Annotated in this window: 13 protein-coding genes; 3 read left to right on the plus strand and 10 right to left on the minus strand. The window is 68.5% G+C overall.

The genetic code is table 11. The features are described 5' to 3' along the window. Positions 1–135: 135 nt before the first annotated feature. The 6 genes from QTH86_RS21470 to QTH86_RS21495 are packed head-to-tail and all read right to left on the minus strand — an operon-like array spanning position 136 to position 7,944. Positions 136–1,659: a sugar ABC transporter ATP-binding protein gene (locus QTH86_RS21470; RefSeq protein WP_286648180.1), complete on the minus strand. Its 1,524-nt coding sequence runs from the start codon at positions 1,657–1,659 to the stop codon at positions 136–138. Further along, positions 1,659–2,876, minus strand: a complete 1,218-nt coding sequence (gene mmsB, locus QTH86_RS21475) for a multiple monosaccharide ABC transporter permease (protein ID WP_286648181.1) — start codon at positions 2,874–2,876, stop codon at positions 1,659–1,661. The genes QTH86_RS21470 and mmsB overlap by 1 nt, the downstream gene beginning before the upstream one ends. Then, positions 2,863–4,413 (minus strand): multiple monosaccharide ABC transporter ATP-binding protein, encoded by a 1,551-nt coding sequence (mmsA, locus tag QTH86_RS21480; protein WP_286648182.1) that lies wholly within the window; start codon positions 4,411–4,413, stop codon positions 2,863–2,865. Before mmsA ends, mmsB begins: the two co-directional genes overlap by 14 nt. A 2-nt stretch (positions 4,414–4,415) precedes the next feature. Beyond that, positions 4,416–5,495, minus strand: coding sequence for a multiple monosaccharide ABC transporter substrate-binding protein (gene chvE / locus QTH86_RS21485; RefSeq protein ID WP_286648183.1), 1,080 nt, complete (start codon positions 5,493–5,495; stop codon positions 4,416–4,418). A gap of 11 nt (positions 5,496–5,506) precedes the next feature. Then, positions 5,507–6,472, minus strand: a complete 966-nt coding sequence (locus tag QTH86_RS21490; protein ID WP_286648184.1) for an ABC transporter substrate-binding protein — start codon at positions 6,470–6,472, stop codon at positions 5,507–5,509. Between the two features lie 53 nt (positions 6,473–6,525). Then, entirely contained in the window at positions 6,526–7,944 is a 1,419-nt protein-coding gene (locus tag QTH86_RS21495) for an aldehyde dehydrogenase family protein (protein WP_286648185.1), read from the minus strand. Between the two features lie 137 nt (positions 7,945–8,081). Here QTH86_RS21495 and QTH86_RS21500 point away from each other — a divergent pair, with 137 nt between their 5' ends. Next, positions 8,082–9,041 (plus strand): LysR family transcriptional regulator, encoded by a 960-nt coding sequence (locus tag QTH86_RS21500; RefSeq protein WP_286648186.1) that lies wholly within the window; start codon positions 8,082–8,084, stop codon positions 9,039–9,041. A gap of 150 nt (positions 9,042–9,191) precedes the next feature. Here the strand turns inward: QTH86_RS21500 and QTH86_RS21505 are convergent, their stop codons facing one another. Then, positions 9,192–9,974 carry an SDR family NAD(P)-dependent oxidoreductase gene (locus QTH86_RS21505; protein ID WP_286648187.1) on the minus strand — a complete coding sequence of 261 codons (783 nt, stop codon included), beginning with the start codon at positions 9,972–9,974 and terminating at the stop codon, positions 9,192–9,194. A gap of 138 nt (positions 9,975–10,112) precedes the next feature. Between QTH86_RS21505 and QTH86_RS21510 the strand changes: the two genes are divergently transcribed. Then, a complete protein-coding gene (locus QTH86_RS21510) occupies positions 10,113–11,036 on the plus strand; it encodes an SMP-30/gluconolactonase/LRE family protein (protein ID WP_286648188.1) in 924 nt (307 codons plus the stop codon). Positions 11,037–11,051: 15 nt separating this feature from the next. On the opposite strand, the gene QTH86_RS21515 is transcribed toward QTH86_RS21510, so the two are convergent. Genes QTH86_RS21515 through QTH86_RS21525 form a run of 3 tightly spaced genes read right to left on the minus strand, consistent with a single transcriptional unit; the run spans position 11,052 to position 13,364 of the window. Then, on the minus strand, positions 11,052–12,119 hold the full coding sequence (locus tag QTH86_RS21515) for an aldose epimerase family protein (RefSeq protein WP_286648189.1): 1,068 nt from the start codon (positions 12,117–12,119) through the stop codon (positions 11,052–11,054). Between the two features lie 17 nt (positions 12,120–12,136). Next, a complete protein-coding gene (locus tag QTH86_RS21520; protein ID WP_286648190.1) occupies positions 12,137–12,442 on the minus strand; it encodes a UBP-type zinc finger domain-containing protein in 306 nt (101 codons plus the stop codon). 13 nt (positions 12,443–12,455) lie between these two features. Continuing rightward, the gene (locus tag QTH86_RS21525; RefSeq protein ID WP_286648191.1) at positions 12,456–13,364 is read right to left on the minus strand and encodes a helix-turn-helix domain-containing protein; all 909 of its coding nucleotides are present in this window, start codon (positions 13,362–13,364) and stop codon (positions 12,456–12,458) included. 226 nt (positions 13,365–13,590) lie between these two features. Between QTH86_RS21525 and QTH86_RS21530 the strand changes: the two genes are divergently transcribed. Next, positions 13,591–14,244: a hydrolase gene (locus QTH86_RS21530; RefSeq protein WP_286648192.1), complete on the plus strand. Its 654-nt coding sequence runs from the start codon at positions 13,591–13,593 to the stop codon at positions 14,242–14,244. The last annotated feature ends 2 nt before the right edge of the window (positions 14,245–14,246 follow it).

Consider the following 14,246-nt stretch of genomic DNA (forward strand, 5'->3'; position numbering starts at 1 on the left):
CGTCTCGATCACGTCGATGGGGTGCCTTGCGCAGCGAAATAAAGGAGGAGGCCGCAGGCCGGGGGACATTCGCGGAGCAAGGTACCCCGTCGGCGTGATCCCGCCCCGATTCGCGTTGGATCGAAAGGAAGACGTTCATGCCGCGGCAATCATTTCGTACACCTCGTCCTCGGTCGACCCGCCCGGCAGCTCGCCCACCTTCTTCCGGTCGCGCAGCACCACGATGCGATGCGCCACGCGCACCACCTCGCTCATCTCCGACGAGATGAAGATCACCGCCATGCCGGCCGCGGCCAGCTTCAGGATCTGTTCCATGATTTCCTGCTTCGCCGCCACGTCGATGCCGCGCGTGGGCTCGTCCAGGATCAGCAGGCGCGGCGCGGTGGCGAGCCAGCGCGCGATCATGGCTTTCTGCTGGTTGCCGCCCGACAGCAGGCCGATCGGCGTCTCGATGCTCGCGGTCTTGATGCCCAGCGCAGAGACGAAGCGCTCGGCCAGCGCCGTCTGCTCGGCATGCGACAGGAACTTCGCGGTGCCCATGCGCGCCTGCAGCGCCAGTGCGATGTTCTCGCGCACCGACAGCTCGGCCACGATGCCGTCGGTCTTGCGTTCTTCCGGGCACAGCGCGAGGCCGTGGCGGATCGCATCGGCCGGGCTGGCGAAGCTCACCACCTGGCCGTCGATGCGGATCACGCCGCGGTCGGGCGTCTCCATGCCGAACAGCAGGCGCGCCAGCTCGGTGCGGCCGGCGCCCAGCAGCCCGGCCAGGCCGACGATCTCGCCGGCCCGCACGCGCAGGTCGAGCGGCTGCAGCTGCGTGGCCTGCGCCAGGCCTTCGGTCTGCAGCAGCGCCGTCGCCGTGTCGTCGAACGATGGCAGCACCTCGGGGCGCGCCGACTGGGCCGCCAGCTCGCGCCCGAGCATGGCGGCGATCAAGGCCTGCGGGCCCAGGTCCGCCGCGCGCCATTCGCCGACCCAGCGGCCGTTGCGCAGCACCGTGATGCGGTCGGACACCGCATACACCTGGTTCATGAAGTGGGTGACGAAGACGATCGCCAGGCCCTCGTCGCGCAGCCGGCGCAGCACGTCGAAGAGCTTGTGCACTTCCTCGTCGTCCAGGCTCGAGGTGGGCTCGTCGAGGATCAGCACCTTCGACGACACGCCGAGCGCTCGCGCGATGGCCACCATCTGCTGCACCGCCACCGGGTAGCTCGCGAGCAGCCGCGTCACGTCGATGTCGAGCCCGATGCGCGCCAGCAGCGCGCGGGCGTGCTCGTTGACCGTGCCCCAGTCGATGCGGAAGCCCTGCGCGATGCCGCAGCGCGGGTAGCGTCCGGCGAAGATGTTCTCGGCCACCGACAGGTTGGGGCAGAGGTTCACCTCCTGGTAGACGGTGCTGATGCCCAGCTGCTGCGCCTCCAGCGGCGAGCCGGGCCGGATGAGTTCGCCGGCCAGCCGCATCTCGCCGCCGCTGGAGGCCAGCACGCCCGTCAGCACCTTGATCAGCGTCGATTTGCCGGCGCCGTTCTGGCCCATCAGCGCATGGATCTCGCCTGGGTAGAGGCGCAGCTGCACGTCCTCCAGCACCGAGATGCCGGAGAAGGACTTGCCGATGCCGGCGAGTTCCAGCACGGGCGCGGTGGCGCGGGCGGTGCTCATCACTTGTTCTTGTTGTAGACGTCGATGAACACCGCGGCCAGCAGCACCAGGCCCTTGATGACCTGCTGGTAGTCGATGCCGATCCCGAGGATCGACATGCCGTTGTTCATCACGCCCATGATGAAGGCGCCGATGACCGCGCCCATGACCTTGCCCACGCCGCCGGACGCCGAGGCGCCACCGATGAAGCAGGCCGCGATCACGTCGAGCTCGAAACCCAGGCCGGCCTTCGGCGTGGCGGTGTTGAGCCGTGCCGCGAACACCAGCCCGGCCAGCGCCGCCAATGCGCCCATGTTCACGAAGGTCAGGAAGGCCAGCCGCTGGGTCTTGATGCCCGACAGCCGCGCCGCCTTCTCGTTGCCGCCGAGCGCATAGATGCGCCGGCCGAGCGTGGTCCGGTTGGTGACGAAGTCGTAGACGACGATCAGCACCGCCATCACCACCAGCACGTTGGGCAGGCCCTTGTACGACGCGAGCAGCCAGCTGAAGAACAGGATGACGATCGCGAAGAACACGTTCTTCACCAGGAAGAAGGCGTAGGGTTCCTGCTCCATGCCGTGCGCCGCCAGCTTGGCGCGGCCGCGCAGCTTGAAGAACACCAGGGCCGCGGCCGCCAGCGCGCCGACGATCAGCGACGTGGTGCGCATCGTGTCGCCGCCGAGCGGATCGGGGATGAAGCCGGAACTGAGCTTCTGGAAGGTCTCGGGGAACGGCCCGACCGACTGGCCCTGCAGCAGTGCGAGCGTCAGGCCCTTGAAGACCAGCATGCCTGCGAGCGTGACGATGAACGACGGGATCTTCTGGAAGGCCACGAACCAGCCCTGCGCCGCGCCGATGAGCGCACCCGCCAGGATGCTGACGATGGCCGTCGGCAGATAGCCCCAGTCGTACTGCACCATCAGCACCGCCGCCAGCGCGCCGATGAAGCCGCACACCGAGCCCACCGACAGGTCGATGTGGCCGGCGACGATCACCAGCAGCATGCCCAGCGCCATGATCACCACGTAGCTGTTCTGCAGCACCAGGTTGGTCAGGTTGAGCGGCCGCAGCAGCGTGCCGTCGGTCAGCACCTGGAACAGCACCATGATCGCGACCAGCGAGATCAGCATGCCGTATTCGCGCAGGTTGTTCTTGAGGAAACCCGCATGCAGCTTGGCGCCGGCGGCGGGTGTCAGCGGGACGGCGGGCTGTGCCGCTTCGGTGTCACTGGGGGACATGGACGGAACTCCCTGAATTCACGATCGCGCGCATGATGCGCTCCTGCGAGGCCTCGGCCACCGGGTATTCGGCGACGAAGCGGCCTTCGTTCATCACATAGATCCGGTCGCACATGCCGAGCAGCTCGGGCAGTTCCGACGAGATCATCAGGATGCCTTTGCCCTCCTGGGCGAGCTGGTCGATGATGGTGTAGATCTCGTACTTGGCGCCAACGTCGATGCCGCGCGTCGGTTCGTCGAGGATCAGCAGTTCCGGCTTGGCGAACAGCCACTTGCTGAGCACCACCTTCTGCTGGTTGCCGCCCGACAGGTTCACCACCAGCTGGTCGGTGCCGGCGCAGCGGATGCGCAGCGCCTTCCGGTACTCGCCGGCCACCTGCCATTCGCGGCCTTCGTCGATGACGGCGCCGGTCGACACCGCTTCCAGGTTCGCCAGCGTGATGTTCTTGCGGATGTCTTCCTCGAGCACCAGGCCGTAGCCCTTGCGGTCCTCGGTCACGTAGGCGATGCCGTGGTCGATGGCCTTGCGCACCGTGCTCACGTCGACCGCCTGGCCGTTCATGCGCACCGTGCCGCTGATGCGCTGGCCGTACGAACGGCCGAACACGCTCATCGCGAACTCGGTGCGCCCGGCGCCCATCAGGCCGGCGATGCCGACGATCTCGCCGCGCCGCACGTTCAACGCGACGCCCTTGATCATCTCGCGCTCGGCGTGCACCGCGTGGTGCACACGCCAGTCGTTGACCTCGAACACCGTCTCGCCGATGCGCGGTGTGCGCTGTGGGTAGCGGTGTTCCATGTCGCGCCCGACCATGCCGCGGATGATGCGGTCTTCGCTGATCGGCGCGGCGCGGCAGTCCATGGTCTCGACCGTGGTGCCGTCGCGCAGCACGGTGATCGCGTCGGCCACCTTGGCGATCTCGTTGAGCTTGTGCGAGATGAGGATCGACGCGATGCCTTGCCGCTTGAGCTCCAGCAGCAGCGCCAGCAGCGCGTCGCTGTCGCGTTCGTTCAAGCTCGCGGTCGGCTCGTCGAGGATGAGCAGTTTCACGTCCTTCGACAGCGCCTTCGCGATCTCCACCAGCTGCTGCTTGCCCACGCCCAGGTCGGTGACCAGGGTGGAGGGCAACTCGGCCAGGCCGACCTTGGCGAGCAGCGCGCGCGTCTTCGCATGCGCGGCGAACCAGTCGATCACGCCGCCACGCGCGATCTCGTTGCCCATGAAGATGTTCTCGGTGATCGAGAGCAGCGGCACCAGCGCGAGCTCCTGGTGGATGATGATGATGCCCAGCTTCTCGCTGTCGGCGATGCCGCGGAAGCGCCGCGGCTCTCCCTCGAAGCGGATCTCGCCCTCGTAGCTGTCGCAGGGGTAGACGCCGCTGAGCACCTTCATCAGCGTCGACTTGCCGGCGCCGTTCTCGCCCACCACCGCATGGATCTCGCCGGCGCGCACCGACAGCTCGACCTGGCTCAGCGCCTTCACGCCGGGGAAGGTCTTGGTGATGCCCCGCATCTCCAGCAGGGTGTCGCCGGACATGCTCACTTGAGCTGGCTTTCCTTGTAGTAGCCGCTGTCGACCAGCACCGGCTTCCAGTTCGTGATGTCCACGCTCACCGGCTTGAGCAGGTACGAGGGCACCACCTTCACGCCGTTGTTGTAGGTCTTGGTGTCGTTCACCTCGGGCGGCTTTCCGGCCATCATCGCGTCGACCATTGCGACCGTGACCTTGGCCAGCTCGCGCGTGTCCTTGAACACGGTCGAGGTCTGTTCCTTCTTCAGGATCGACTTGATCGACTGCACCTCGGCGTCCTGCCCGGTCACCACCGGCATCGGCAGCTTCGGCGTGCCGTAGCCCACGCCCTTGAGCGAGGAGATGATGCCGATCGACAGGCCGTCGTACGGCGAGAGCACCGCATCGACCTTGTCCTTGGTGTAGTAGGCGGACAGCAGGTTGTCCATGCGCGCCTGCGCCACCGCGCCGTCCCAGCGCAGGGTCGAGACCTTGTCCATGCCCATCTGTTTGCTGCGCACCACCAGTTTGCCGCTGTCGATGTAGGGCTTCAACACCGACATCGCGCCGTTGTAGAAGAAGAAGGCGTTGTTGTCGTCCGGCGAGCCGCCGAACAGCTCGATGTTGAACGGGCCCTTGCCCGCCTTCAGGTCGAGCGCCTTCTCGATGTAGGCGGCCTGCAGCACGCCGACCTGGAAGTTGTCGAAGGTCGCGTAGTAGTCGACGTTCTTCGAGCCCTTGATGAGTCGGTCGTACGCGATCACCTTCACGCCCTTGTCGGCCGCCTTCTGCAGCACGTCGGACAGCGTGGTGCCGTCGATCGCTGCGATCACCAGCACCTTCGAGCCCTTGGTCACCATGTTCTCGATCTGCGCGAGCTGGTTCGGGATGTCGTCGTCGGCGTACTGCAGGTCGGTCTTGTAGCCCTTCTCCTGGAAGTACTTGACCATGTTGGCGCCGTCGGCGATCCAGCGGGCCGACGACTTGGTCGGCATCGAGATGGCGATCGGGCCCTTGTCCTGGGCGTGCACCACCTGCACCAGCGAGGTGGCGCCGAGTGCACCGGTCATGGCGACGGCCAGCAGCGTCTTGAGGAAATGGCGTTTCATGGGTCGGTTCCTCAGTACTTGCGGTTCGGGAGTTCCTTGGCGGCCACTTCCATCGGGAAGATGCCTTCCACGGTGACGATGCGCTTGGGCAACGGCTTCCCGGCCTTGATGTCCTTCACCGCGCTCATCAGTTGCGGGCCGAGCAGCGGGCTGCACTCGACCGACACGTTCAGCTTGCCGGCGATCATGGCTTCGAAGGCCCCCTTGACGCCGTCGATCGAGATGATGGTGATGTCCTTGGCGGGCTTGAGGCCGGCTTCCTCGATCGCCTGGATGGCGCCGATCGCCATGTCGTCGTTGTGCGCGAACAGCACGTTGATCTTCTTGCCCTCGGCCTTGAGGAAGGCCTCCATCACTTCCTTGCCCTTGGCACGGGTGAAGTCGCCGGTTTGCGAGCGGATGATCTTGAACTTCGGGTCGGCCTTGACGATTTCCTCGAAGCCCTTCTTGCGGTCGATGGCCGGGGCCGAGCCGACGGTGCCCTGCAGCTCGACGATGTTGACGTCGCCCTTCTGGTCCTTCATCTTGTCGACCAGCCAGCGGCCGGCCTTGCGGCCTTCTTCGACGAAGTCCGAGCCCATGAAGGTGACGTAGAGCGTGTCGTCCTTGGCGTTGACCGCGCGGTCGGTCAGCACCACGGGGATGTTCGCGGCCTTGGCCTCGCGCAGCACCGTTTCCCAGCCGGACTCGACCACCGGCGAGAAGGCGATCACGTCGACCTTCTGCGCGATGTACGAACGGATCGCCTTGATCTGGTTCTCCTGCTTTTGCTGCGCATCCGAGAACTTGAGCTCGATGCCCGCGTCCTTGGCCGCGGACTTGATCGACTCGGTGTTGGCAGTGCGCCATTCGCTTTCGGCGCCGACCTGGGCGAAGCCCAGCACGAGTTTCTTCTGCGCCAGCGCGGTGGCGGGCAGCAGCCCGGCGAGGGTGGCGGCCGCCAGGCTGGCGGTGACGGTGCGTCGGTTCATGGTCATGGTCTGTCTCCTGTTGTTGTCGAAGGGAAAGCGCGGATGAAAAGGGGCTGGCGTCAGGCCGGCAGGTAGCCGGTGCGCGCGGTGCTGAAGAAGGGCGCCGCGCGCCGGTCGATGGCGTCGTCCGCCGCGGTGGTCGGCAGGTTCACCAGCGTCGTCGCGGCTGCGGCATGGCGGCGGAAGTGCAGCGCGTGGCGCAGCGACTGGGTGCACAGCGCGGCGCTCAGGGCGTCGGGCGTGTCGTTGGCGAGCGCGAGTGCGTCCTCGTAGTCCACCGCACGCAGCACGCAGGCGATGGGGCCGAACAGGGCTTCACGCGCGATGCGATGCGTCGGCCGCGCGAGGAAGAGCGCCGGGCTCATGTAGTGGCCGGGCGTTGCACGCGTGATCGCTTCACCGCCCCAGACGCGTTCCGCGCCTTCGCCCTGCGCCAGCTGCACCTGCTCGAGGTTGCGCGCCAGTTCGGCCGCGTCGGGCAGCGGGCCGAGCGCGGTGTCGCGTTCGAGCGCATGGCCCACCGGCAGTGTCGCCAGCCGCTCGCGCAGCCGCGCCACGAAGGCATCGTGCAACGACGCCTCGACCACGATGCGGCTCGAGGCGCTGCCGCGGTGGCCATTGACGCCGTACGCGCCCTGCACCGCGCAATCGATCGCCTGCGCGAGGTCGGCGTCGGCCAGCACCACCAGCGTGTTGAGGCCGCCGGTGTCGAGCCGCAACCGAAGGCGCCGGGCCGTGGCCGCGAGCCGCACGCGCTCGGCCCTGGCGGCGGAACCGACGAAGCTGAGCGCCTGCACCTGCGGGTTGTCGACCAGCGCCTGGCCGAGTGCGCGGCCGCTGCCCATCAGCAGGTTGAAGGTGCCGGCAGGCAGCGCCGCACGGCTGACGATGTCGGCCAGCGCCCAGCCGCAGGCCGGCACCCGTTCGGCCGGCTTGAAGACCACGCTGTTGCCGGCGGCGAGTGCCTCGGCCACCTGTGCGGCAGGGATCGCGAGCGGGTTGCTCCACGGCGTGATCACCCCGACGACGCCGACCGGCGCATGCGACACGTCGGCCTGCAGGCCGGCGCGCATAACGGCCCGCGTGCCCCAGCCGTCGCCCGCGCCGTGCCGCAGGGCCTCGCCGGCCAGGAACTTCACGCTGCGCCCGGCCTGCACCGCTTCGGCGACCGCGTCCGTCAGGGGCTTGCCCGTCTCGCGGGCGATCAGCAGGCCCAGCGCGTCGCGGCGTTCGAGGAGCTCGCTGCCGATGCGGTCGAGGACGTCGGCGCGCCGCTGTGGCGTGCTGCGGGCCCAGTGCGGGAAGGCGTCGGCGGCGGCCCGTACCGCGCGCTCGGCCTGGTGGCGGTCGGCGCGGGCGTACTCGGCCACGACCTCGCGGGTGTCGGACGGGTTCACGCTGACACCGGTCGTCGCGCTGGTTTCCCAGCGGCCGTTGATGTACTGCCGAACGTTCTGCTGAATCTCGCCGTGTCTCACCGGGGCACCTCTCGTGCGCTTGTCTCGTTGTTCTTCGTCGTTCTTGGAAGCGGCGGCCAGTCTAAAAATGATTTGGTTATCGATCCAATCATTTTTTCGTCAAAATCGATATCGATCGACGGATTCTGGAAAACCCCATGACCACCACCCACTGGTTCATCCGCGCCCGCCTCAAGACGCGCCAGCTTCTCCTGCTGGTGGCGCTGGCCGAGGAGGGCAACATCCACCGCGCGGCGCAGGTGCTGAACATGACGCAGCCGGCCGCTTCCAAGCTGCTGAAGGATCTGGAAGACGTGCTCGAAGTACCGCTCTTCGAGCGCCTGCCGCGCGGCATGCGGCCCACCTGGTACGGCGAAACCATGATCCGCCACGCGCGGGTCGCGCTGGGCAGCCTCAACCAGGCGCACGACGAACTGCAGGCGCTCAAGGCCGGCAGCTACGGCCAGGTGAATGTCGGCGCCATCACGTCACCGGCGCTCGCACTGCTGCCCCCGGCGGTGGCGACAGTCAAGCGCGAGCAGCCGAACCTGCGGGTCTCGCTCGAGATCGAGACCAGCCCGGTGCTGCTGGAGCGGCTGGAGCAGGGCAAGCTCGACATCCTCGTGGCCCGCCTGTCGGAGGAGCACGACAAGTCGCAGCTGCGCTACCAGGCGCTCACCGAGGAGCTGGTCTGCGCCGTGGTGCGGCCGGGCCATCCGCTGCTGGGGACGTCGGGACTGGCGCTGCGCGACGTGGTCAACGCCAGCTGGATCGTGCCGCCGGCGGGCAGCGTGCTGCGGCACCGCTTCGAGCTCATGTTCCAGGAAGACGGGTTGGCGCCGCCGATCAACACGGTCGAGACCGCCGCGCTGCTCTTCATCACCCGCATGCTGCAGCAGAGCGACATGCTGGCGGTGCTCGCGGCCGACGTGGCGCGCTACTACGCGGCGCACGGCATCGTGGCGCTGCTGCCGCTGGAGATGCCCTGCCACATGGACAACTTCGGCCTCATCACCCGCACCGACCGGCTGCTCTCGCCGGCCGCGAAGGTCATGCTGCGGGCGCTGCAGGCGGCCAGCCTGCCGGTCTACAACCGCAAGCTGGCGCTGGCCGACTGAGTTTTCATGGCGCTGCGCACCACCTGTATCGGATGAAACCGGCGCAGCCCAATGCCAGGGATACCGCGGAACCGGCTCTGCCGGGCCGCTGGTATCGCCCCCTTGAGGGGGCAGCGGCGACACGCAGTGCGCCGCATCGGGGGTGGGCTGCTACACCCAGCCGGCGTCGACGGTGAATTCCTGCGCGGTGCACATCGCCGCGTCGTCGGACGCGAGGAACAGCACCATGCGGGCGATGTCCTCCGGCATCAGCTTGTCGGGCAGGCACTGGTTGCGCTTGAGCGCCTGCTCGCCTTCGTCGTCCAGCCACAGCTGGACCTGCCGCTCGGTCATGACCCAGCCGGGCGACACGGTGTTGATGCGGATGCGGTCGCGCCCGAGGTCGACCGCCAGCCCGCGGGTCAGGCCGTTGACCGACGACTTGGCGATCGCGTAGCAGGGGTAGCCCGAGCCCTTGCCGCGCCAGCCGGTCGAGCCCAGGTTGACGACCGAGCCGAAGCCCAGGCGCTGCATGCCCGGCACCACCGACTGGATGGCGAAGAGCGCCGGCCGTTCGTTGATGGCCATGCGGTCGTCGTAGTACGCCGGCGTGACCGAGGCCAGCGAATGGCGGTCGTCGCTCGCCACGTTGTTGACCAGCACCGCGAAGTCGCCCAATTCGGCAGCCGCATCGGCGATGGCGCCCTGCAGCGACGCGATGTCGCGCACGTCGCAGCGGCGCCACCACGGGGCCGGGTGCCCCGCCGCGGCAATCTGCGCGGCCAGCGCGCGGCTGGCCTCTTCGGCGATGTCGACGAAGGCCACGCGCGCGCCCTGCGCCGCGAAGGCCGACACCATCGCGGCACCGATGCCGCTGCCGCCGCCGGTGATGAAGACCGCGCGGTCGCGCAGGCTGGGGAAGACGGCGCTCTTCTGAAAGGCGGGTGCGTTCACGGATGTCTCCAAATCTGATGTATTGCAATTTGCATATCAATGGATATGCGTATTCATGTTTTCCAATATCAATATGCCCTGATACGATCCGCCGCGTCAAGGACCCGCAGCGGTCCGACTGCCGAACCGGAGACATCCATGACCGCGCCTGCCCCCGTGCCCTCGACGCCCCGACCCCTGGGCGAGGCTCGCTGCCTCTGGCCCGCCCAGGCCATCCTGGGCGAAGGCACGCTGTGGTCGCCGCGCGAGCGCGCGCTCTACTGGGTCGACATCCTCGAACGCACATTGCACTGCTGGCAGGCCGACGACGGCGCGCGCCGGAGCTGGCATTTCGACGAAGAGATCTCCGCGGTGGCCGAGCGCGCGAATGCCCCGGGCCTGCTGGTCACGCTGCGCCGCGGCTTCGCCTTCTTCGACCCGGCCCAGCCGGAACGCGCGCCGGCCTACCTGCACCAGCCCGAGCCGTTGCTGCCCGGCAACCGCTTCAACGACGGCAAGTGCGACGCGCAAGGGCGCTTCTGGGGCGGCACCATGGACTTCGCCTGCGAGGCGCCGACCGGCGCGCTCTACCGCTTCGACCCTGATGGCCGGTGCACGCGCCATGCGCAGGGCTTCGCGGTCACCAACGGGCCGACCTGGTCGGCCGACGGCCGCACGCTGTACTTCAACGACACGGTGCAGGGCCGCGTGCTGGCCTACGACTTTGACCCGGATGCCGGCACGCTGGCCAACGAGCGCGAGTGGCTGCGCTTCGCGCCCGGCGACGGCGTGCCCGACGGCATGACGACCGATGCGGCCGGGCGGCTCTGGATCGCCCACTGGGGCGGCGCCTGCGTGAGCTGCCACGACCCAGCGAGCGCCGCGGAGCTGTGCCGCATCGTGCTGCCGACCTCGCACATCACCAACTGCGCCTTCGGTGGCGACGACTTCTGCACGCTGTTCATCACCAGCGCCTGCAGCGGCCTCGGCGATGCGCAACGCGTGGCCGAGCCGCTGGCCGGCGGTTTGTTCTCGGTGCGCATCGACAGCCCCGGGCTGCCGGCGCCACGGTTCGGCGGCTGAAGCGCTCGCTGCGCGTCAGCGCAGCAGGCCGAAGCAGTGCAGCGTGCGGCTGCTGAAGCGCTCACCGGGCCGTAGCACCGTCGACGGGAATCCCGGCTGGTTGGGCGAATCGGGAAAGTGCTGCGTCTCGAGGCACAGCCCGTCGCCCTGGCGCACCACCGCGCCCGCGCGGCCGACCAGCGTGCCGTCGAGGAAGTTGCCCGAATAGAACTGCACGCCGGGCTCGGTGGTGAACACTTCCATCACGCGCCCCGACCCGGCGTGCTCGAGCCGCGCGGCCAGCGCCATACCGGTGGCGGGCCGGTCGAGCACCCAGTTGTGGTCGTAGCCGCGTGCGCGCACCAGCTGCTCGTGTGGGCTGCGGATGCGCTCGCCGATGCGCGTCGGCGTGCGGAAGTCGAAGGGCGTGCCGGCCACCTGCGCCACGCCGGTGGGGATGAGCGAGGCGTCGACCGGCGTGTAGCGGCTGGCCGGCAGCGTCAGCACATGGTCGAGCACCGAGCCGCTGCCCGCGAGGTTGAAGTAGTCGTGGTGGCTCAGGTTCAGCACCGTGGGCCGGTCGGTCTCGGCGCTGTAGTCGATGCGCCAGCCCTGCTCGGCGTCGAGCGTGTAGCGCAGCTCCACCGTGAGGCGGCCGGGGTAGCCTTCTTCGCCGTCGGGGCTGACGCGGCGCAGCGCGATGGCGACTTCGCCCGGCACGCCGGTGTCGACCGGCGCGATGTCCCACCAGCGCGCGCCGAAGCCGCACAGGCCGCCGTGCAGCGAATTCGGACCGTCGTTCACCGGCAGCTGGAAGGCTTCGCCGTCGAGCGTGAAGCGGCCTGCGGCGATGCGGTTGGCATAGCGGCCGACGATGGTGCCGAAGTGCGGGTTGCGCGCGACGTAGTCGGCGAGCGTGGGCAGGCCGAGCACGACGCTGCTGCTTTCGCCGTTGCGGTCGGGCACTTCCAGCGACGTCACGATGCCGCCGACGTTGATGGCGCTCAGGCGTAGGCCGCGGCCATTGTCCAGCGTGTATTGCGTGACCGCCCGGCCGTCGGCCAGCTGGCCGAACGGTGCTTCGGTGAGGGAAGGGGTCGACATGCTGGCAGGGCGCGTGATCAGTAGTAGCGCGGGATCGGGCCGACTTGGGGCGTGGTGTCGGGCAACTCGACCATCACGCGGTCGGTGTAGCACCAGCCCCAGCCTTCGGGCGGGTCGTAGCCTTCGATGATCGGATGGCCCGTTTCCTTGTAGTGCGCCCGTGCATGCCGGTTGGGCGAGTCGTCGCAGCAGCCGACGTGGCCGCAGCTGCGGCACAGGCGCAGATGGACCCAGGTGCTGCCGGACTTCAGGCATTCCTCGCAGCCGCGCGCGCTGGGCGTGACGTGGTGGATGGTGTCGGTGTGGGTGCAGTGCTTGCTCATGCGTGATCTTCTTTCAGCGGTGAAATGTACGGCGCCAGTGGCCGGGCGGCGCGCCCTCGGCCCGCGAGAACACGCGGGTGAAATGGCTCTGGTCGGCGAAGCCGCAGGCCGTGGCCACTTCGGCCAGGGGCAGGTCCGACGCGCGCAGCAGCTCGCGGGCGCGCGCCAGGCGTTGCGCCTGCAGCCAGTCGTGCGGCGTCTGGCCGGTGGCGAGGCGGAAGGCGCGCGTGAAGTGGCTGCGCGAGAGCTGGCAGGCATCGGCGACGTCGGCGATGGCGATGCGGCCGTCGAGGTGGCTGCGCAGCATCTCCTTGGCGCGGGCTTCGTGGATCGGCGCCAGGGCCTGCGCGGGGCGCGCCGCCGCCGGCGCCGTGCCGCCGTAGCGGTCGTTCAGATGGATGCCGATGGCCAGGCAGAGTTGGTCGACGAAGAGCTGGCTGACCTCGCCCGGCCGCGTGAGCGCCGGCGTGAGCGCGCCCACCAGGTGCGCGAGCACGGGGTCGTCGGCACCGGCCGCGGCCGTCAGCCCATCGATCCGTGACCGGCCGCTGGCCTGCGCCAGCGCGGCGTGCGACATCTCCAGCAACAGGAAGTCGAAGGGGCTCTGCATGTCGGCGCGGTAGTCGTCGCCGAAGTTGCGCACGTACACCGCGTTCTGGCCGAAGCCGCAGGCCTCGGCGCGGCGGCCGTGGAGGATGCGCCGCCGATGCCCGGCGGACTGCGAGACGCCGACCAGGAAGCCGCGGTTGCTGGCGGGCGTGGCGACATGGCCCAGCCGCGCGTCGTCCGAGCGCTTCCGGTAGAAGCGGATGCCCGCGCCGGCGAACTCCAGGCTGTCGCTCAGCTGGGCCGACTGGCAGCCGAGCGTGTCGTGCGCTGTCGCGCTGGCAGAGGGCCCCGAGGCCCATTTCATATCGTTCATCCGTGATGTCCTTGCATGCGTGAGGCCATTCAAACATCGTTGCGTAACGATCGCGCAAACGGAAAAAAGGCCGCGCCTTTGTTCAAGCCAGCAGCGCCTGGCCCCCGTAGCCTTCGCACTGCTTTTTCAATGCCCGGCGGCTGTGCATGCCGCCGCCGCCGCGGGGTCTGCCCACTTATGGCACGACCCGATCCGCCTGTCATCACCCCTTTGGAAGGACCTCCCCATGCCCATCACCGCCACCCCCACGCCCGGCCCCAAGCTGCTCACCCCCAAGGACCACACGCTGGTCATGATCGACTTCCAGTCGCAGATGGCGTTCGCCACGCACTCGATCGACGCCGTCACGCTGCGCAACAACGCCTCGCTGGTCGCCCATGCGGCCGCCGGCTTCGGCGTGTCGACCATCCTCACGACCGTGGCCGAGAAGAGCTTTTCCGGCCCGATGTTCGACGAGATCAAGGCGGCCTTCCCCGGCCAAGCCATGCTCGACCGCACCTCGATGAACACCTGGGAAGATGCCGCCGTGATCAAGAAGATCAACGAGATCGGCAAGACGCGCATCGTGCTGTCGGGCCTGTGGACCGGCGTGTGCATCGTCGGGCCGGCCCTGTCGGCCATCGACCAGGGCTTCGAGGTGTACGTGATCGCCGACGCCTGCGGCGACGTGTCGACCGAAGCGCACGAGCGCGCCATGCAGCGCATGGTGCAGGCCGGCGCGCAACCCATGACCTCGCTGCAGTACCTGCTGGAGCTGCAACGCGACTGGGCCCGCACCGACAGCTACGACATGACCACCGGCATCGCCAAGAAGTTCGGCGGCGCGTACGGCCTGGGCATCACCTACGCCAAGACCATGTTCAACGCCCACGAGGGTTGAAC

This window comes from Variovorax sp. J2L1-78 (genome assembly GCF_030317205.1).
Lineage (GTDB): Bacteria > Pseudomonadota > Gammaproteobacteria > Burkholderiales > Burkholderiaceae_C > Variovorax > Variovorax arabinosiphilus.